This window comes from Pedobacter psychrodurus (assembly GCF_004331735.1).
GTDB classification, from domain to species: domain Bacteria; phylum Bacteroidota; class Bacteroidia; order Sphingobacteriales; family Sphingobacteriaceae; genus Pedobacter; species Pedobacter psychrodurus.
Genome location: NZ_SJSO01000005.1, coordinates 175,548 through 194,991, shown reverse-complemented (window position 1 = coordinate 194,991; position 19,444 = coordinate 175,548). Strand labels below are relative to the sequence as shown.

Below are 19,444 nucleotides of genomic sequence, written 5' to 3'. Positions count from 1 at the left end.
GTTCAGATGTTAATCTATTTTGTTTTCGCCGGAGCATCAGTGGTTGCTGTTTCTGCAGGCTGGGCTGTTCCCGAATGTTGCTTAATGTTTAACAAACTGGCACAGGTAGAATTAGGTTTAATGGTTAACTGCGCTTCATCTACGGCTATTTCGCCTCCAAAAGTGAGCCCCATACAGTAAGAATAAATATCAGTTTGTTTTTTCTTCCCATTCATTTCTACATTTACAGTTACTTTTTCATTACTGCACATGTATTTATTAATCAGGTAATAATAATTGGAGTTAAAATCGGCGCCATTAGCAATGGCCTGCAAGCGGGCCCTGATGTCATCAATGGTTTTACGTTCTCCATCGCCAGGTGCAACCAGATCTTCAACTATTTCGGCATTGGGATCGGTAATTAGAATGGTTAAAAAAGCAGGCCTACGCGCTTTATCCGAACGAAGACGAACTACGTACTTTCCTGGTGCGCGGTAAGTGTATAAGGCCGTTTTTCCTTTAACATCTACCCGGCCAGTTTCGCCAAAAGACCATTCGAAATCTTTTCCTTCGCCATCGCCTTCCAGTCTGATTTCTTCGTTAACCAGACCTGCAGTTGGACCGCTTATGGTAAGCACGCTATCGATAATCGCTGCCTTTACAGTATCGCGTACGGTAATTGGAAATTCCTGGCGCAGTTCGCCATCTACCGTTAAACGTACAATATAAGTATCGGGTTTGGTGTAGTGATAGGCCCCTGTTTTTGTAGTTGCTTTTTCGCCATTACCGAATTCCCATAACCATTTAGTGGCTTTTGGCGTATTATCGGTAAAAACTAAATCCTCGTTTAAATAAATTTCATCTTTAAGGATTCTCGCATCAATGGCTCTTTTTTCGAACAAAGAGCTTTTAAATAAAAAAATCAGGCCTGTTAAGAGCAGCACAGCCAAAAGGATGTAAAGAATAACGTAGCCTTGCGAATTTGAGTTAACTTGCTTGGTGTTTGTGTCAGACATAGGTAGCGTTTTTTATAGGTTGTGGGATGTTTATCTTGCAGATATGGTTTGCTGCAGCTGACGTCTGTTGGTAATGCAGTCGTCTAGTTGTTTTTGGTAAAGTTCGATATCCGAAATGTTTTTATTTTGTTCTTGCCTATCGTAAAATAACCTGTTGTATAACTGTTCGTTTTGTACAAAGATTTTATAACGGTAATCAGATGCTTTACGATCGAATGAAGATTTGATAGCCCCTAATGAGCGTTGAATATCATCTTTCAAAAATACAGCCCGAACATTTGGATTGTAACGGGTAATCCATTTAAAGGTTGTATCAACGGTAGGCATGGTTTCTTTCACGGTATTCTCAAATACTTCATTTTCACTAATCTTAACCTCAAGTTCTTCTTTAGAAATTTCATACCGGGATGTACCGCTGTAAAAAATACCAAAGCTTAAAAGCCCGACAGTAAAAACGAATAGGGCTAAAAAGAACAAGAATTGTTCGCGCCTTTCTTTTATGCTTAATTTTATCATAATAGTTGCTAATTATCGGCCGAACCTGCCATTTCTAATTTTTTTTGCTGCTGATTGGTTTGCAAGAATACATTCATTTACGCGTTCTTTGGCTCTTTGTATCACAGATCTCGAATCGATAAGGGAATCTTGAAGAGCGGCCATTGCCCCAACATTATTATTCAGCTTTTCGTACAACAAGAAACTTGGTGTAGCCGCTGTTTTTTTGGAGATGAGGTCTTTTATCCTATTGTTGGCGCTTTGGATATCACTGAGTAAAATGGCCTGTTGGCTCATTTCATCAGCGTTATAATTGGTATACTGTGAAAGTTCCTTAAAGCGAACCAGAATTAGGTCGAAATTCGTATTGATATCTTTCCTGAGATAAGATAGTTTTTCAGTTTCTTTTACTTTTTTATCGAGTAAGGTGTACTCGTAATCAGAAGCTGCGAAAAAGAGATAAATACAAAGAATAGAGAAGAGTGTTAGGAATACAAAATTTAAAATAAACTTTGTATATGAATTCCTAATTTCGGGGGCGTTAATGGGTTTCATATAGATTTAATATTTTCACATAGCAATATCATAATAATTAATCTGACAATCAACCTCACTAAAAATCACACAAACCTTTTCAAATTAACATTGTACTATAACAATTTTTAATATTTGTTGTTTGGTTATAAAAACGATTTTATTTCTTTTACTTTTAACAAACTTTAAGCCAAACATCTATGTCTGAAAATTTTTTCAACAAACCCTTCAGATTTAACTCCATTTTTTCAGGCGCTGGCCTACAGGCAACTGACCTCGGTAAATCGATTTCTAACCACATTGAATTGATTATTTTTACCCGATTTGGAGAGCATAGATTCCACCATGATTTTGGATGTGAAATATGGGATCTCGACTTTGAGTTAATCGTGAGCGAAAGCATTTGGGAGGAAAAATTCCGCAAATCGTTGCTAAAATCCATAACTGACTATGAATTTAGGATATATAATACCGAGGTAGAAGTACGCATTACGGAGGTAGAAAATGTATATCCATTACGTAAGATAACCGAGATTAAAAAAAAGGTAGATATTAGTGTTAGAGCACTAATAAAAACCACAGGAGAAAAATATTTTTTCAACACTGCTTTATTTCTTAGTCCATTATCAACTTAATCTAAAACGCCCAAAATATCCTACACATGAAACCAGTTTTTTATTCATCAAAAGATGAAATCCGGAACAGAATTTTAAAAAATGCCGAAGACTTTTGGAACGTTAAGGATAGTAATGATTTTGATCCACTCGTAAAATTGATTATTGAGGCCTTAAGTAACGAACTTTTTAATGTAGCCAACGATGTTAAAAATCTTGAGAATAGAATTTTCGATAAGATTAGCCGCATTTTAGCTCCTGATCATTTAACTTCATCGTTACCCGCACACGCCATTATCCACGCCAAGCCAATTGAAGATGAAGATTACCTTTCGCCCTATACACAGTTTGCTTTTAAGAAAAATATTCAGCAAGAAAATGATAAGGCAAAAAAAATCGATATTTTCTTTAGTCCCTTACACCATATAAAAGTTCAAAATGCTGCTATAAAATATATTGCTACCGGAAATACCCTTTTTAATGTAGAGCAATTAAGCAAGCAGCCTGTTTTAAACACTTTGCCCGGTTCAGCAATAGAAAAAAACACCATCTACATTGGTTTTAACGGGATAAAAAACTGGATGGATTTTAATAAACTGAATTTATTTTTTGATTGGAAAAATTATTCGGTGCCAGAGAATACTTACGATCTGTTATCCTTAGGAAAATGGTTCTACAAAGACAATGAGCTTAGTGCTTATACCGAACGCTTTATGGACGAACCTTTAACAGGGAAACAAGAGGCGCCCTTTCAGAATAAACAATTGCTTAATCTGATTAAGGCTGACGTACTCCAGTATTACAGCAACCGGTTTATTACCCTTGGCGATCTCAACGATTTCAATATTGATGAAAGTAAGGAGTTGCCAGCCGCCTTTGCAAACATTTTTCAGCCAGCTAGCTTAAACCAGATTGATGAAAAAGTGAAATGGCTTAAAGTGGTTTTTCCTGCTGCCATCAATCAGGAAATGCTGAACGAGCTTCATATCTACATCAATGCATTTCCGGTGGTGAATAAAAGGTTAAGTCAGATTAAACACCGGCTTAAAACGATGAATAATATCATCCCGATTAAAACCGAAGCTATGGACCAAATGCTGGCTGTAGAAAACCTGAAAGACAATAAAGGCAAAAGTTATAACGAAATTCCATACACCAACGAGAACGATAAGGGTGATGGTTCATTCTCGATCAGATATGGTGGCACCGAGCGTTTCGATACTAGAAATGCAAAAGAATTGGTCGATTATCTGTTTGAGCTATTGAGAGATGAGAAGGCTTCTTTTTCTGCTTATGGTCCCGATTTTTTAAGTACCATGCTTAAAAATTTAGAGCAAAACATTGCCCTTATTGAACAAAAGAGTCGTTCGGCATTAAAAGACATCAAAGAATTACCCAGCTATATTGTATTAAAACCAATTGATGACGCCGATATTCTATTTTTAGATATTTGGGTTACACAGGCCGAAGAGGCTAACCACATTAATGCGGGAAGCCGATTAGCGGTATACGATAGTAGTAAAGTTAATGCAGAAAGCATCTTTTTATTAAGCCAAACGAAAGGAGGTCGCACCAGACTAAATGCTACAAACCGCGTTCAGGCTTATAAGTATGGGCTAACTACAGCAGATCGAATTATTACCAAGGCAGATGTGATTAACTTTTGCCGTTACGAATTGGGGCAACAGCTTAAAGGCATTACTTTAGCCAAAGGTATTGTGATGGATAATAAGCCCAATGCCGGATTTATTAAAACTACAGATATTATAATCGAGCCGGCAGACAATCTTAAACTCACCGTACAGGACTGGGAAGAACTGCTTGGCCTTACCTTGGCTAAATTAAATTTAAGAAGTACCATGAATGTACATTACCGGTTGTTATTAAAGCCAACAGTGTATAAAATGGTTTAAGTGTTTTGAGATAGATTATTCTGTTTTGTAAGCAGTTAGTGAAAATTACAGGAGGATTTTAAGGAGATAAATCTCTTTAGATTATCGTCATTTCTAAGTTAGGAAATGAAAGGACAGCATTTCATAGGTGTTATAATCCCGCCATTCGCTTTATCCCGATTGAAAATAATCGGAATGCCCGCTACTGTCGGGTTTAGTTAACAATGGTTTGTTTACAATAGCAGGTTTTCATTATTCGTGAATGAAAGGTTCGCGTTTCCTGCGGTAGTCTAAGTTAGATAAACCCGATTGTCGGGAAGAGCTTCCGATCCTTCATCGGAACTCGAACCAAAAGCGGGGCTGAAAATGCTAAGAACCACAAACCGCTCATTTCCAAATAACCTGGATTCAATTATTTTTATGGTTTTATAAGCAAGCCGAAAGAGATTGCTTCGTTGTTCCTTCTCACAATTAAATATATACCGTATAGCCCAAATAAGCGCTTTCTCCATCCGCACTTAATACTGTTTCCTGAAAATCGGTTGCGGTAAGCAGCTCAACATTTATCTCCGCATCAAGTGGCATAAGGTAATTCATCGCCATATCCAAAATAGCCCTGTTCTTTTGACCTGGAATAAAGCCAATCAATTCTTGAGGTGTGGTGGGGCCAATATTAATATTATAGGCCTCGTGCTCTGGCATAAAACTATCGCCAATAATGGTATCAATTCCTAGTGCACTGCCGCCAAGCTCCATCTGTAGCTCATCTGCAATTTTTAATGGGCTAATGTTAGCGGTAGTATCAACAAGGTTTATCGGCAAATTAAACAGGGCCGTAAGCACTTTAGATACAAAACCAATATCATTTCTTTTTAGTTGAATTTCGGGCAATAAATGCATCCAAATGATGCTCTGTTCTTTATTTAATAAGTTAAATTCATCCCAGCCGAATTCGAATATTTGGCTTAAATCCGAATAAGTAGTTTTTTTATCAAGCCTATTTTCATAAAGCTCGGTCATAATCCTAACATGATTAATTTCGGCATCGAAGGGGGTGAAAAACAATCTGGCCTGCTTCTCTTCTTCTCTCCTATCTCTGATATCCTTAATCATCGATTCTTCATCCATCCCTGCACTACCTGTTGGAGGTCTATGGAAAAGCCCTTCGGGCAGCATATCATATAAACTCTCTCTATTGGTATTAATGCGGATGCGATCGTGCCTTCTTTTTTCCGTATAATAGATGTTTGTATTTTCAATATCCTTGGCAAAAGCACGCTTATCAGGCCCTATCGGAATAACTTCAATACGATCGGCATCTATCACCTTACGTTCTATTAAGTCGGCAGCATGAGCCACCGCTTTATAATCTGTAAAGAGTTCGTTATTAATAAAAGTTTCTTTTTTCATTTAAACTTTAAGCTTGCTTATTTGTTATAGGTTAAATTTATATTATCGAAAAAAAATAGGATTATAATCAAATACTAAAGATACTATATTTGTAGTACATCACATCTATAAAAATTAATGGACGTTCAATCATTTTTTATTCGCTTTCTCTTATTCCCGCTGATCTTCGTAGTCTCAACGGCAGTTCTTTCCATCATCAATAAAAAGAACCAGTTTCTTAATAACAAAAGACTTATCGTAAGTGTTCTGCTAATTGGTATTATTTTAGCCACTCCAGGTTTCTTAGGGTTTCTGAACTTTAATTTTATGCCCTGGGGTTATATTATTTGCTGTATTTTTTACCTATTGATGGGTGCCATATTCGTTTATCTGTTAACGAAATACTACCCTAAAGATGTACTGGAGCGCAAGGTTTTTATCTTTTTCGCCACTTTAATTTCGGCTATTTTAGCTGTTTATTTATTCCAATTGGCCTTTAACTGGTTAAGCTCGGTAAATTTCGGGTGGTTTGGCGCAGGCAGCATTACCTGCTTTTTCGTTCCACTTATTTTTTGGTGGGCTTATGTTTCACTGCTTGGCATCCCTTCAGAAATCTACAAAATCTGGAAATATCCTGATACTCCTTTGGACATTAACATGGACCATGTAGATTTTAACAGGCTACTGGTATTGGAACTGGAACTGTATAAAAAAAGCACTGATCCCGAGCCCCTTAAAGTAAAAGTAAAAGCGGTAGAAAACATGAATTTCGGCATCTGGTTCCATAAGTTTATTGACGATTATAACCTCAAATTTGCTAAAAGCCCGGTAGCATTTAAAGGCGACGACCAGGAGAATTACAAATGGATTTTCTTTATTAAAACCTCCTTTTTTAAACGCAACATTTTTATTGATCCAGATCTGGATATTATAGAAAATGGCATTACCGAAAAAATGACGATTTATGCTAAACGCGTTTCAGAAAATGTAAATAAGCCTAATGAAGTTGGAGAAAGTGCTATCTTTATCTAACCTATATAAAAAACATTTACCATGATAAAGCCGCTAAAATATAAATCCATTAACTGGATTAATGGCATGAAGCTTTCTAGTGATCATTTTACAGTAAGCGACCTCTATTTGCAGGATTTTGTTCGAGATGCCGTATCTATACAATTAAACAATAGTAATTACGGATTTTTACCACCCTTTACGGGTTATAAAAGTTCGCACGATATTGAGATTATAGAAAAAGCCACTAATCATATCGAAGTTAGGGTAAAGTACTGTAACGCTGTAACCCCAGAGGGTTGTCACATTGATATTGTACAGTCAGATCATATGATGGATACACTGGTTCACAACCATTATTTTGGCCAGTCAGAACCCCGCAACTATGTTATTTTGCTGGTGGTGAGTCCATTTAACCGCACTCCAACAGGTACACCTAACCCCGAAGAGAGCCCAATCCGTTATCCAGAGTTGGCAAAAAGTTACGCTATTGCCGTTTTGCCCGAGAGCGAAGTAAGCTCACAAACAGCCGACAGTTATTTCCTAACGATTGGACAGGTTTATTACGAGAACGGAAGATTAACGATCAACAACAATTATATACCACCCAGCTCAACCATAACAAGTCATCCGGCCCTGATTAGATATTATGAATCTTTTAGTGTTTTACTAAATGATTTACAGCTCGCGGCTTTTAAAATTATCGATAAAACGGGAGGACGTGATAATATCACTCCCTTAGGTAGGAATATCCGTTTAATCTCGGAGAAAATTGTAGATTATATTGCAGGTTTATTTTACGAATACAGAAACATTGCTCATCGCGAATCGCCAGCAGTTTTAGTAGGTTATTTCTCCAGTTTGGCGCACATCTTTTTTACGGCCATTAAACTGATTGATCCCCGCGAAAGAGAAGAACTGCTAAAGTATTTTTACGAGTGGAAAGATGTAACCCCTGGAAACTTTGAAGAGCTTTTAGCCAAAACCATCGAACTGGTTTACGATCATAAACAAATTAATAATAGTATGCTAATGGCAAACGAGTTTATGAATGTATTGGTAGCACTTTGGAATAAGCTAAGTGGATTAGAATATATTGGCCAGCGTAAAGAAAATATTGTGGTTGCCGAACAGCAGGTTGTACAGCAGGTACAGGCCAGAAAAACCTGGACATTGCTGGATTAAAATTATTTCTCGGATTAAGTTAATGATAAAGCTGTACCCATAACTAGGTACAGCTTTTTTAGTTCTTATAACTGTTGCAATATTTTTAGTCAGGATACTAATTTGAGGTGTAACCAAACTTCCATTGTAGGTGGTTCCGGTAATCCACTCATAATTTTAGGTTTACATTACCAGCTTGTAAACTCAAACCAGCAATAAAGATTTCTAATAAAAGTATCACCAGAAATAGTCAAAATCAAACCTAAAAATCACGCAAACGATTGACCAATTTTATTGTTACTCAACAAATTAGTTATTAGTATAAAAAAGTCCAGACAGAGAATCACAAAATAAAAAAGACTCAGCCTTTGCAAGCCAAGTCCATCAAAATCTATAAGGAATAATATTTTAATCGAAAGCAATCTGTTCTGTTCCTGAGATTTTATCGATGTGACAAGCACACTTGCCCCCGCTTACTTTTATTATGGCAGATTTAGTCTGACTAGTTTCTACTGACGTGCCGGTAATTTTTAAATCATCTCCCTCCTCTGATAAACTTTGAATATTGCCATCATCAACTACAACAAACGCCCCTTTTATGGTATTAATCGAAATATTTGAATTGGCCTGTAGTTTTTCCCCAGTTCGTTGGTTTACTACTTTAAAGTCTTTTACTTCGGTAGCCTCACCTTTATTGTTTACAAACCTTATCCCTACTGACACAAATTGGTACGTACACATTTTCTCTCCACAATCGGAGGTTTTATTTTTTTCGCACGAAAGCAGGGCCATACCCATCAATAATAGCAATGTTATTTTTTTCATAGTTTCTCGGTTTTCAACCAAAAACGACAAAACCTGTTAAAACGCTACAAAGAATCGGGTATTAAAGCGGTTTACTGAATAACAATTTCGCTTTTGCACTAAGCAGCCATTATCACGTTAACCAACATTCTCTTACCCGCATCTCTCATTTGCCATAAAACCGTTAATAGTAACATTTGTTTATACAAAATCTGGTAAAAATAACTTTAGTAAAGAGGCTGCAAAGGAAGACATGTGAAGTGAAAATATTAAAATACAATGCTATCTATTTTCACCTTCCTCTACAACTTATTGTATTGATCCCAACAATTACCACTGGAGGTCTTGGGTTAGCAAAGATAAATGTGTAGATGTAATGTAGACGCTTTAGGAGGCCAGGTAGACGTTTTGTAGAATGTTAAAATTAGGTTACTGCATCGGGTGTATATAATTTTGTCGTAGTAATATCCTCCGGGTGGAAAATGGCAGAGCCGGGCTATCCGAACTTCGTATTCAATTAGAACCATATGCAGCAACAACGAAATAGAATAGATCTTGAACATTTGCAATCAATGTATAACGAAGGCGATTTCCAAGAATGCTTTAAGGTCGCGGAATTTTTCCTGCTGATTAATCCTCAAAATCAGGACGGTATATTGCTTAAAGCAAAATGTGCGTTTCAATTATCGTTTAATAACGATACCAGTAATAAATTTTTGACTACTGCCATCAACAGCTTTGACGAGTTGCTGCAGCTGGTGCCTGCTCATGAAGAGGCGATGTTATTTCTGGCCTATATCAGTATTTTTATAACAGGTACAGATTTATCAAAGGCCATGATGTACTGTGCTCAGTTGACAGCATCGGTACATTTAGATACACGGATTAAAGCTATTACTTATCGGCAGGAAGCTTATTATCAAACCGGCGACATAGATAGTACATTGAAAGATTTGGAGCTGTTAATAATATTAAACCAGGCGCACACTATTGAAAACCGTAGTTTGGCTGATCAGCAGCAGGCAGCATTATATGCAAAAAAAGCAGATCTTTACCTTTACCATAAAAATGACGCTGCTAAAGCGCTTGAAATCTTTAAAGAAGGATTGGTACATGGGTATAAGGATGTACATACCTATATCCTGATCGCCAATCTAGCGCTCGATCATCAAGATTATGAATTGGGTGGAGAGATTGCCCAGATAGCTTTGTTTTCTAGCAATGACGATGCTGATGAAGACCTATTAACCCTGTATAGGAGGTTAAATGAACTGACCCAGCAGAACATCAATAGTAGATCCATTATCTACGCGATGTTTATTGCACTTAAAATATACCCGGAGCAACTGAAGTGTGATACTGTTGAAATGTTGAATTTCGCGCAGCATTACATTAAGATGTACCCTGATTGGTTTATCCCTTACCATTATGCCGGCACTGCATTGTATGAAGCAGGAAGTTATGGTGAGGCACTTCCATACTTACATAAGAGCTTAGCGTATGGTGGACTGGCACTTGGTCTGCAACGTTTCATTGAAGTAACTTATCGGGTAAAGGGCCAGCTGCCAATAATAGAAAAATGGCCTGTTGACTCTCCCATAATGTACTATAATGCAGGGGTATGCTTTTTCGAAGAATCAGAAAGCAATATCGGTAACGCGGGCATTTCCAGCGAACTATTGAAGATAAGGGCAAATTTTTATAAGATTTCTTACGATAGCTTTTATGATTATTTCTATAACGACAAGGGAAATGGCGCCAACAATGAGCCACATATTTTCTCGATGTGCTGCAACAACTATGGCATAGCTTTGAGTGTGTTGGGGGAATATGAAACCGCGGTCGAGGTACATAAGCTGGGTTATGCCTTATCTCCCTTTTGGGAACAATTATCGTCATTGGCAACTGCATTATTTGCGCTTAAAAGATATGAAGAAGTAATTGAGGTGGCCGAACAGGCACGTACTTATAGTAGTGAATATTTCAGTTTTGAAGATTATATCGATTTGAAGGGTAGGCAACTTTGGTCGATTTATAATTTAGGCCGGAAGGAAGAGGCAAGTAGCCTTTTGAATTTGATAGAAGAGGAATATAACAGCTTTATTGCAACCTATGGAAGTGAACTTACCGAGCAGGAACGGTTTGTATTAAGCCAAAGGTATATAGTTGTACAAAATATTCGTCAGGATCTTTTGAGTGAGGATGACCCAGAAATTGCGGTTCAGGTTTGGCAGGAACAGCTGGATAAAAACCCCGACGATAACTCGTCATGGTATATGCTGATGCAGAATTATTTTCAACTGAAAGATTACAAGCAGTGTATTGCCTGTGCCAATAATTATCAATCGGTGAAAGGTGCCGCAATCAAAATAGACTCGATTCAGAAGGTATATTACATGCGTGGCATGTCATACCTGTATCTGGGTGATCATATCACAGCCAAAGAAAATCTGAAGAACCTGCTCGATAATTGCCAGCCTGGAATTGAAACTGAGGAAAGCATTATCTGTGATACCAATATAACCTTGGCACAGTGCAGTTATGCCCTGGAGCAATGGGATGAATGTATGGACTTTTCGCTGGCAGCAATAGCCTGCTACGATAAGAACGGCTGGAAGTGGGATGATGTCAGGTTACAGGTTAGCTTACAATATGCAGATGCATGCAAAGCAGCTGGCGAGACAGATGCCGCTATAGGAACAATAATCAACATATTGAAGGTAGAACCTGAGAATGAAGATGCACTGAAAAGGAAACAGGAATGGAAACATGGCGGATTATTCTCTTTCCTGAAAAGGCGATAAAAAAATAATGCACATGCATTGCAAATGTGTTTATGTAGATGGCAGCACCTTAATAGCGGATAGGCCTTTGGTGGATAACCCAGAAAGTGCTGATTCCTTCAATCAACAATTCTCTGGTTTACAGTGGATTTCTCATATAATAAAATTATTAGAATGAGATCAAAATAATTTGGATTATAAAACTTATACGAACTATCAAATACGCTGCACATGATCATTCTCTCCAAAATACTTTATTTCATCAGTCACTACGGCTTTTACACCATAGTGCTTATCATCTTGCTCTTCGGGTCTCTTGCACATTTCACCAGGCGGGCCTTATTCCTTATAGCCATCATCCCGCTAGCCATAGCCAATGGTTTTGCCAGCCAGTATTTAAACGCCTGGTTTTTGAACAGGTATGGCGTACGAAGTACGGCCATCATCACTTCTGATGTTGAAACCAATTCTACACTCAACGACGCCTATATCCACGATTATGGAGCAATAGTGATGAAACAGAACGGTAAATATATAAACGCTGATTTCTCCACCACATCAGCAGCCATATACCCGATCGAAAATAGCATTCAAATTCCGTCAAAAGGCCAAAGCTTCCCGGTAAAATACATTCCGGGTTTTGAGAAAAATATCGTGATCCTTTATTACGAATCCAAACAAGGACAGAGCCGCCTGCGCTTCGAAAGACAGGAGCCCATCAATGCCGCCCGCATCAAATATGAAGCTGATTCCACTAATAATGAATTCATTGAAGAATACTTAAAAGCATTAAAAGACTACACCGAACAATATAATGATGAAAATACAATAGCTTATCAGCTAAAGATTATAGAATTGCAGCGTGCGTTGGCGGCGTCAAAATAGAATAGGCTGAATCTGGAATAGCATTTTGGATGTTCACTATGGTATCATACTAAAAAAGGTGCCTCAAACAGTTTGACCAGTTGCTTGTAAATGGCTTCCAGAAAACGAAAAAGCCTGTAAACATTTTATTTACAGGCTTTTAGTTAAATTTAAAACTATTTTCGCGGAATGGACGGGACTCGAACCCTATCCATATATCTTTGATAATTAGCTTTTTAAATTACACTAAGGGAGGCTGCTCACTATATGCTCACCATTTTTTTGCAACTATTTGACTGTAATTGACTGATCTAAAGATAGCCAATAATATTATTAGATGCAATTTATTTAAGGTCGTGAAATACATAATATCCTGATAGTGAAGACCATTTGTCGTTTCCGCAATACCGCTTTCAATTACGCCACTAAATACCTGACAATAATCGGGGTCACTCCAGGGCATACGGGGCAATTAAAGCTAGGTTAATCAAACCCCCTGTACAAATAACCTTCATTGGAGTACCATAGCTCCACAACAAAAATAGGATCTATTAGAATATACAGCCAAAAAGTATTGAAGGGTTGATCGGGGGCTTTTAACAAGTGGCTGCTTGCTTTGCCCTAAAGTAATTCTTCTCGAGCTCTACTGAATAGGCATATTATATCAGGAATTATTATACAATAGACCAAACTGCCCAATTATAGCTTACACGCCTTCATCACATCTTTGCCATTTACCGCTAACCAGATTATATTTATTGGATTTAATTCATTCATCAACCTATTTTTTTGTTTCCTGATATATTTTATTTTCCTATTCCATTCATTATTTTCAATGGCATTAATAATATTATCAATTGTATCAAAAGGATCAAATACATTTATTTTTACAAAGGCTCTTTCATCTATAAATTCTTCTAGATTCAAACAGCCATCATAAAAACAAAGACATTCGGCTATAATTGGGTCCGTTATTTTTTCAGTGAAGTAATTTTTTTCGAAAGAATTTTCACAAGCAAAATGATACATATAACTCCATAAAGCATCATATTTATTTGTTAATTCACCTCGATAGGATTTTAGTTGTTTCAGAAAAGTACCTTCGTATTGTTTACCCCACAAATCAAGCCCATCATCTATTTTTTTATCTAAAATTGATACCAACTGACGTCTAGCTTTATGTCCTTCCAAGTAATTTAGTTCACTGGTTACACTTGACAACAACTCAGTTTTTTCAATTTCTTTTTTTCGGAGCAGAGCCCAATCTTTATCGGAAAAATTTTGCCAAAATGGAAGAGGTAAATACATATCCATTATTTTAGATGTCGCATGCGATCTATGGCTAGTAGGTGGTTCAGTTAAAAGGGTAATAGCTTTGTTAGCGTCATAATCCTTAAAATCATCGTGAGGTCGTGTAAATATGACTAATACATCGTAATCTTCGCCAATTGTAAGTTCTATATTTTTCCATTTTGGATTCCCAAAATTGTATTTCTTAAAAAGATTAAACATACTAACATTATCTTCCCAAAAACCGGTGAGCTGCACTTTCATTTAAGTATAATCTGAGGTTGTGAACATATTTTTTTTTGCAGTATATATGTATTTAATCTTTGTCTCATAGAAGAAAATCGTATTTCAATCTGGTCATTTTTCTAAGCATTTTGCATTGCAAGATAAACAAACTCAAAAACCCCTTATGTGTAAAAATAACTTTAGGTACTTGAATAAAGCACCTTTCTTTTAGTTGGTATTTAACATCTTAACTAAATTCCTTGTAAACCTTTTTAATAAAGAACTTTCTTCAGTAATAATCTCTACGTCTCCCTGCATACCGTTTTTAAGCAAAATTTTATGTTCAGAATCTTTGTTCTCGTATCGATTAAAATTAATTTTGGCAATGAAGACACTATCTTTAAATGCCACCTCCGAAATGTAATTTAGTTTGCCTCTGATCACACCATATTGCTCAAAAGGAAAACTTCTCATTTTGACAAGTACATTCTGACCGATTTTTACCTTACCCATATTGTATTGGGGTATCTGTACCTCTCCAAAGAAATCTGCATTTGCTGGATTAACCATAAACAGTTCCTGACCGCTGATCACAGTCTGGTTCCCTTGGACAATGCCCGCAAAACTCACTTTACCATCTACTGGGGCACACATAATATGCTGATTGATCCATGCATTTGTTTCGGTAATCATATTACTCAACGACTGCACAAATTTCGCTCTTTCATCTTGTATGATGTGGTCTAAATCGAGTATCTCTTTTTTCTTGGAGGTATAATCGGCCATGTTGTTCAATAAAGCGGTTGAGGTTTGCTGTAGCGGATATTGGCCCGACAGGTACTTATTCTCCTGCTGCTTGTATTCGCTAGTGGAAATAACACCTTTCTGATAAAGCTTTTTATAAGATTCAAACTCTTGTTTCACATTTGCGTATTCTTTTTCCTGAATTTCACGCTGGGAAATGATCTGATCTTTTAATTTGCCAATTGACGTTAAATCGCTCCTTAGATATTTTTTTTTACTTAGGTAATATCCATCCTTTTGGGCTGAACTGAACTGTAGATACTGTTGGTAAAAATTCTGATAGGCACCCTGTAACTCACCTAGATTTAGCCCTTTCGGCAATTGCGTTTCCACATAACCTGAACTATTTTGTTCATTGTTAATCTCGGACAGTACCGCCCGAAGTTTAATGACATCGCTATGATTTCCATTACTCTCCATAAAGGCTAGGGATTGGTTTTGTTTAACAATCTGGCCCTCCTTAACCAACAGTGCAATAATTTTACCGGTCTGTTTGGCAAATACCATCTTCGGCGCATTCAGGGAGTTTATCTTTAAGCTAGTTTTTACAACATCTGGATAGTGTATGAAAGCTGAAATGCAGAAAATAGAAAGTATAATGCCGAGAATTAAGGAAATTCCTCTTCTTAAAATCCACGACGGGACTGCGGTAATAATCTCCTGAACTTCTTCGCTGTTGATTTCCAATCCGTTCAGTTCGTTGTCTATCATTTTCTTTTCTTCCATTTATACTCCTAGTTCCAATTGATTTTTCACCAATTGATAGTATTCACCATTATTTTTTACCAGCTCCTGATGGGTACCCTGTTCTATGATCAAACCTTTATCCAATACAACAATGTTATCTGCGTTCTTTACCGTACTCAACCGATGGGCAACTACTATAACCGTCCGGCCTTTAAAGAAAGTTTCGAGGTTCTCCATTATAATTTTTTCATTATTCGCATCCAAGGCATTGGTTGCTTCATCAAAGAGGATGTATTCCGGATTTTTATAAACTGCCCTTGCAATCAGTATACGCTGGCGCTGTCCCTGACTAATGCCGTTTCCAACTGCACCTATCTTTGTATTTAGACCTAGTGGCAATTCTTCCACAAATTCACTAATGTTGGCAGCTTTTATAGCATGCAGCAATTTAGCCATATCTGGATATTCATCTGCGACGGCAATATTGCGTGCAATTGTATCTGAGAATATAAATCCATCCTGCATCACAATGCCGCATTTCCCGCGCCAGTAACGGTAACCAATCTGCTTAATAAGAGTATTGCCGATCTTGATTTCTCCTTTCTGTGCTTCATAAAACCTTAACAAGAGCTTTAAAATGGTAGTCTTGCCACTTCCACTCATCCCGACAATAGCGGTCGTTTTACCCTCTGGGATCTGCAAAGTAATGTTACGCAAAACAGGTTCATTCCCAGCACCCGGATAGGTAAATGATACATTCTGAAGACAAATACTTTTATTCAGAGGAAGTTCATTTAAAAAGCTTTTCCCTACGGGCTCTTCATCTTCAAGTTCATGGATCTCATTTAAACGTTCTAAGCTAATCTTCGCATCCTGAAAAGATTGCAGAAAGCCCAATAATTGCTCTATTGGACTGTTCAATTGGCCTACAATATATTGGACCGCCATCATCGCTCCAAGTGTCAGTTGCCCATCGATAACGGACTTTGCTACTATAAAAGTGATCAAGATATTCTTTCCTTCATTAATAAAGAAAGTACCGAACTGCTGGTATTGTCCCAATGCAAGGCTTTTTATGCTAAACCTGAACAATCCTGCCTGAATTCGCTCCCATTCCCAGCGTTTTTGCTGTTCACAGTTGTTGAGCTTGATTTCTTGCATACCGCCAATCAGTTGTACAATAGTACTTTGATTTTCAGAAGACATATCAAACCGTTTGAAGTCCAGTTCTCTCCTCTTTTTAAGAAAGAAAATTACCCAGAGGCTATAGATCACACTGCTCACAAAAAAAACAATAAAAATGCTAATGTTGTAATAAGCAAGTACAAATGAAAACACCACAAGATTGAAAAGCGAGAAGATGGTATTTAGCGATGAGCCGGTTAAAAAACTCTGTATCCTTCCTTGGTCACTCATCCTTTGCATAATGTCGCCTGTCATTTTAGTCTCGAAGAAGCCCATCGGGAGCTTCATTAGCTTGATCAAAAAATCAGTAAGAATAGAAATGTTTATCCTTGTGGTCATGTGTAACAGTATCCAGGAACGGATAAAATCAACACCCAATCGCCCAAGAAAAAGCATGGTCTGCGCAATTAAAATGATATAGACAAAATTTAGATTACGGGTATTGATCCCAATATCGACTACAGATTGGGTTAAGAAAGGAAAGATGAGCTGTAATAAACTTCCTACCCCCAAGCCTAAAAGCAATTGAAAGATCAGCTGCTTGTACTTAAAAAGATAGCTTATCATGTAAGTGAGGCTCAATCCTTTTTCTGAATCTCCTCCTTGCTGGTAAAAATCAGGGCTAGGAGAAATCATTAAAGCAATCCCCTCAAGGCGTCCATTATTCTGGGTACTCAGCCAGTTCTTGAAAAATTCAGTTTCACTATACTTAATTAACCCTTTGGCCGGGTCTGAAATGTAATAGATCCTAGTATCGGAGTAAGATTTAAAGGAAATTTTATAGAGTACAACAAAGTGGCTTTGTCTCCAATGAATAATACAGGGTAAATCGATTTCTTGTAGCTGCTCTACTCCAATCCTTAAACCTATCGTCCTAAAGCCAATTTTTTCCGCTGCCTCACTAATCCCCAGTAGAGATGCCCCCTGTCGGTTAATCCCAGAGATTTCACGTAACCGTTGAATGGTATAATTTCGCCCATAGTGTCTGGCGATTATACGCAAACAGGTAGGGCCGCAGTCCATTTGATCCGGCTGCTTATAATGGGGGAATTTTTTCAATTGGTTATATATAAAATGGTACTCGTCTTATTAGTAATGCCGACTAAATCCTATAAAAACAAGAATTACTGACCTTTAAATGATCAGCCATGATTACTGGGGTTATCATATCCGTTAATGTTTTATAGCAGTACTCTTTTGAGTTTATCCAGACGGAAAGAGGTATCTCGGAATGTATCATCTCCCCTATAAGATTCCCTTAAACAGATATCAGAATATCCAAAGTCTTTCTGAACAGATATAAACGGATAAATAACCATTTTACGGCTTGTCATTTCTGAAAACTTCCCATCTGATGTTACAGTTTCCAAAAAAGGTTCGTCTAAAATCTGCTGAAAAAACTGTTTAAAAACTATAACAAACTGTGTGCTCCAAAGACTGTCAATCCACCACAAGTTTCCAGCGACAGGCACTGCAGTTCCATAGTTACCTATCCCACCAAAAACAACATATGTTCCCAGATCGTTGGCCCTGATAATATTCTCTAACAATTTTTCTTTTGTATATTCTTCCGTGAATACATGATCATCTTCACATATGATAATGACATCATCGTCATTTTCTATGGCTATCTTAATTATCTTTCGAATACTTTGCCATAGTCCAACAGCACCAATCTGATGCTCACAAGCTTCGATTACATTAACATCAAATTCACATCTTCCCGCAAACTGCAATTTAGCATGCTCAAGTCTTTCTTGTCTTTTGGGTAGATTTATAACATAGGTAGGTATAGAAAAATCGTCAGCGGCAAAATCGTCAACCTTTTCGCCTTTCAGAATGTTTTGATAAAATCTTTTTACTTTCGCAATCTTATCCATCATTGCCAGAGTATTTTTGAATATGGAATCTACATAGCCACCCGCATTATTCTTTGCCGTTACGTCTGAATACCCAAATTCTTTTTGAATAGATATAAAAGGATAGATTACAAGCTTGTTTTTTGCAAGCGAGGAAATTTTTAGATCCGCTGTATCAATATCGTTAAAACCCGCTTCCAATATGACCTCGAAAAACCTTTTAAACACAACAACAAACTGTAGACCTGTAAATTGATCTACCCAAAATAAGTTTTTTGATATTTGTAAAGCATCATTAAACCAGCTCACTCCCCCAAGCAATATATCCACCTTTTTTTGTTGGCACAGAAAAATGTATTCATAAAGCATTTTAGGCATATATTTATTTGTGAATACATGGTCGTCTTCACAGATAATCACGTATTCAATGTCCTTTTTTTTAGCTTCTGTAATAATTTTTACAATATTTTGCCATAATCCTATTGTGCCTATCTCATGTTTGTCGGTTTGTAATAGTTTTAAGTCAAATTCTGACCTGCCTTCAAATTGGCTTTTTATGTGATCCACTCTATCAGTACGTTCTCTTAAATTTATTGCATAGGTAGGGATAGAAGTACCATTGCCGATATCTTTTTTTTTCATTTCACAGTTTTACCTTAGGTCGGTTTTTCCTTACCAACTTTTTAATTCTATCACATTGGCCCATAACTTTTGTTAAAGGTCTCACGTTTAGTCTTAATTTTTCATTGATATTTTTTTAATGTTTAGTGGTTTTTCAACGTGTTACTTATCTCCTGATGTATTTTAACGGCATAGTAGTTAACCGGGCAAATCCTTTTTAGGAAAAAG

The 19,444-nt window shown here is 37.1% G+C and carries 15 protein-coding genes; 6 read left to right on the top strand and 9 right to left on the bottom strand.

What is annotated here, in order from left to right:
* Positions 1-14: 14 nt before the first annotated feature.
* The 3 genes from EZ456_RS07640 to EZ456_RS07630 are packed head-to-tail and all read right to left on the bottom strand — an operon-like array spanning position 15 to position 2,045.
* A complete protein-coding gene (locus EZ456_RS07640; RefSeq protein ID WP_131528864.1) occupies positions 15-995 on the bottom strand; it encodes a PKD domain-containing protein in 981 nt (326 codons plus the stop codon).
* A gap of 30 nt (positions 996-1,025) precedes the next feature.
* Positions 1,026-1,511 (bottom strand): type VI secretion system TssO, encoded by a 486-nt coding sequence (tssO, locus tag EZ456_RS07635; protein WP_165501275.1) that lies wholly within the window; start codon positions 1,509-1,511, stop codon positions 1,026-1,028.
* A 12-nt stretch (positions 1,512-1,523) separates the two neighbouring features.
* Positions 1,524-2,045, bottom strand: a complete 522-nt coding sequence (locus EZ456_RS07630; RefSeq protein WP_131528862.1) for a type VI secretion system TssO — start codon at positions 2,043-2,045, stop codon at positions 1,524-1,526.
* Positions 2,046-2,224: 179 nt separating this feature from the next.
* Here EZ456_RS07630 and EZ456_RS07625 point away from each other — a divergent pair, with 179 nt between their 5' ends.
* Positions 2,225-2,659, top strand: a complete 435-nt coding sequence (locus EZ456_RS07625; RefSeq protein ID WP_131528860.1) for a GPW/gp25 family protein — start codon at positions 2,225-2,227, stop codon at positions 2,657-2,659.
* 26 nt (positions 2,660-2,685) lie between these two features.
* Positions 2,686-4,551 (top strand): type VI secretion system baseplate subunit TssF, encoded by a 1,866-nt coding sequence (locus EZ456_RS07620; protein WP_131528858.1) that lies wholly within the window; start codon positions 2,686-2,688, stop codon positions 4,549-4,551.
* A gap of 450 nt (positions 4,552-5,001) precedes the next feature.
* On the opposite strand, the gene EZ456_RS07615 is transcribed toward EZ456_RS07620, so the two are convergent.
* Positions 5,002-5,940: a type VI secretion system baseplate subunit TssG gene (locus tag EZ456_RS07615; protein ID WP_131528855.1), complete on the bottom strand. Its 939-nt coding sequence runs from the start codon at positions 5,938-5,940 to the stop codon at positions 5,002-5,004.
* A 117-nt stretch (positions 5,941-6,057) separates the two neighbouring features.
* On the opposite strand from EZ456_RS07615, the gene EZ456_RS07610 reads away from it, so the two are divergent.
* Complete coding sequence (locus EZ456_RS07610; RefSeq protein WP_131528853.1) at positions 6,058-6,951, top strand: TssN family type VI secretion system protein; 894 nt, start codon at positions 6,058-6,060, stop codon at positions 6,949-6,951.
* 21 nt (positions 6,952-6,972) lie between these two features.
* The gene (locus EZ456_RS07605; protein WP_131528851.1) at positions 6,973-8,115 is read left to right on the top strand and encodes a hypothetical protein; all 1,143 of its coding nucleotides are present in this window, start codon (positions 6,973-6,975) and stop codon (positions 8,113-8,115) included.
* A gap of 387 nt (positions 8,116-8,502) precedes the next feature.
* Here the strand turns inward: EZ456_RS07605 and EZ456_RS07600 are convergent, their stop codons facing one another.
* Positions 8,503-8,919 carry a hypothetical protein gene (locus tag EZ456_RS07600; RefSeq protein WP_131528849.1) on the bottom strand — a complete coding sequence of 139 codons (417 nt, stop codon included), beginning with the start codon at positions 8,917-8,919 and terminating at the stop codon, positions 8,503-8,505.
* Positions 8,920-9,425: 506 nt separating this feature from the next.
* Here EZ456_RS07600 and EZ456_RS07595 point away from each other — a divergent pair.
* Positions 9,426-11,702, top strand: coding sequence for a tetratricopeptide repeat protein (locus EZ456_RS07595; RefSeq protein ID WP_131528847.1), 2,277 nt, complete (start codon positions 9,426-9,428; stop codon positions 11,700-11,702).
* Positions 11,703-11,912: 210 nt separating this feature from the next.
* Entirely contained in the window at positions 11,913-12,566 is a 654-nt protein-coding gene (locus EZ456_RS07590) for a hypothetical protein (RefSeq protein ID WP_131528845.1), read from the top strand.
* Between the two features lie 678 nt (positions 12,567-13,244).
* On the opposite strand, the gene EZ456_RS07585 is transcribed toward EZ456_RS07590, so the two are convergent.
* The 4 genes from EZ456_RS07585 to EZ456_RS07570 all read right to left on the bottom strand — a co-directional run bounded on the left by EZ456_RS07585 (position 13,245) and on the right by EZ456_RS07570 (position 19,237).
* Complete coding sequence (locus tag EZ456_RS07585) at positions 13,245-14,099, bottom strand: glycosyltransferase family 10 domain-containing protein (RefSeq protein WP_131528843.1); 855 nt, start codon at positions 14,097-14,099, stop codon at positions 13,245-13,247.
* 189 nt (positions 14,100-14,288) lie between these two features.
* The gene (locus tag EZ456_RS07580; RefSeq protein ID WP_131528841.1) at positions 14,289-15,590 is read right to left on the bottom strand and encodes an HlyD family secretion protein; all 1,302 of its coding nucleotides are present in this window, start codon (positions 15,588-15,590) and stop codon (positions 14,289-14,291) included.
* On the bottom strand, positions 15,591-17,795 hold the full coding sequence (locus EZ456_RS07575; RefSeq protein WP_131528839.1) for a peptidase domain-containing ABC transporter: 2,205 nt from the start codon (positions 17,793-17,795) through the stop codon (positions 15,591-15,593).
* A gap of 122 nt (positions 17,796-17,917) precedes the next feature.
* Positions 17,918-19,237, bottom strand: a complete 1,320-nt coding sequence (locus EZ456_RS07570) for a glycosyltransferase family 25 protein (RefSeq protein WP_131528837.1) — start codon at positions 19,235-19,237, stop codon at positions 17,918-17,920.
* Positions 19,238-19,444: the final 207 nt, after the last annotated feature.

What these genes read in the sequence shown, in the direction of transcription:
- EZ456_RS07640 (WP_131528864.1), bottom strand. Translation starts at nt 995, where the DNA reads ATGTCTGACACAAACACCAAGCAAGTTAACTCAAATTCGCAAGGCTAC.
- tssO (WP_165501275.1), bottom strand. Translation starts at nt 1,511, where the DNA reads ATGATAAAATTAAGCATAAAAGAAAGGCGCGAACAATTCTTGTTCTTT.
- EZ456_RS07630 (WP_131528862.1), bottom strand. Translation starts at nt 2,045, where the DNA reads ATGAAACCCATTAACGCCCCCGAAATTAGGAATTCATATACAAAGTTT.
- EZ456_RS07625 (WP_131528860.1), top strand. Translation starts at nt 2,225, where the DNA reads ATGTCTGAAAATTTTTTCAACAAACCCTTCAGATTTAACTCCATTTTT.
- EZ456_RS07620 (WP_131528858.1), top strand. Translation starts at nt 2,686, where the DNA reads ATGAAACCAGTTTTTTATTCATCAAAAGATGAAATCCGGAACAGAATT.
- EZ456_RS07615 (WP_131528855.1), bottom strand. Translation starts at nt 5,940, where the DNA reads ATGAAAAAAGAAACTTTTATTAATAACGAACTCTTTACAGATTATAAA.
- EZ456_RS07610 (WP_131528853.1), top strand. Translation starts at nt 6,058, where the DNA reads ATGGACGTTCAATCATTTTTTATTCGCTTTCTCTTATTCCCGCTGATC.
- EZ456_RS07605 (WP_131528851.1), top strand. Translation starts at nt 6,973, where the DNA reads ATGATAAAGCCGCTAAAATATAAATCCATTAACTGGATTAATGGCATG.
- EZ456_RS07600 (WP_131528849.1), bottom strand. Translation starts at nt 8,919, where the DNA reads ATGAAAAAAATAACATTGCTATTATTGATGGGTATGGCCCTGCTTTCG.
- EZ456_RS07595 (WP_131528847.1), top strand. Translation starts at nt 9,426, where the DNA reads ATGCAGCAACAACGAAATAGAATAGATCTTGAACATTTGCAATCAATG.
- EZ456_RS07590 (WP_131528845.1), top strand. Translation starts at nt 11,913, where the DNA reads ATGATCATTCTCTCCAAAATACTTTATTTCATCAGTCACTACGGCTTT.
- EZ456_RS07585 (WP_131528843.1), bottom strand. Translation starts at nt 14,099, where the DNA reads ATGAAAGTGCAGCTCACCGGTTTTTGGGAAGATAATGTTAGTATGTTT.
- EZ456_RS07580 (WP_131528841.1), bottom strand. Translation starts at nt 15,590, where the DNA reads ATGGAAGAAAAGAAAATGATAGACAACGAACTGAACGGATTGGAAATC.
- EZ456_RS07570 (WP_131528837.1), bottom strand. Translation starts at nt 19,237, where the DNA reads ATGAAAAAAAAAGATATCGGCAATGGTACTTCTATCCCTACCTATGCA.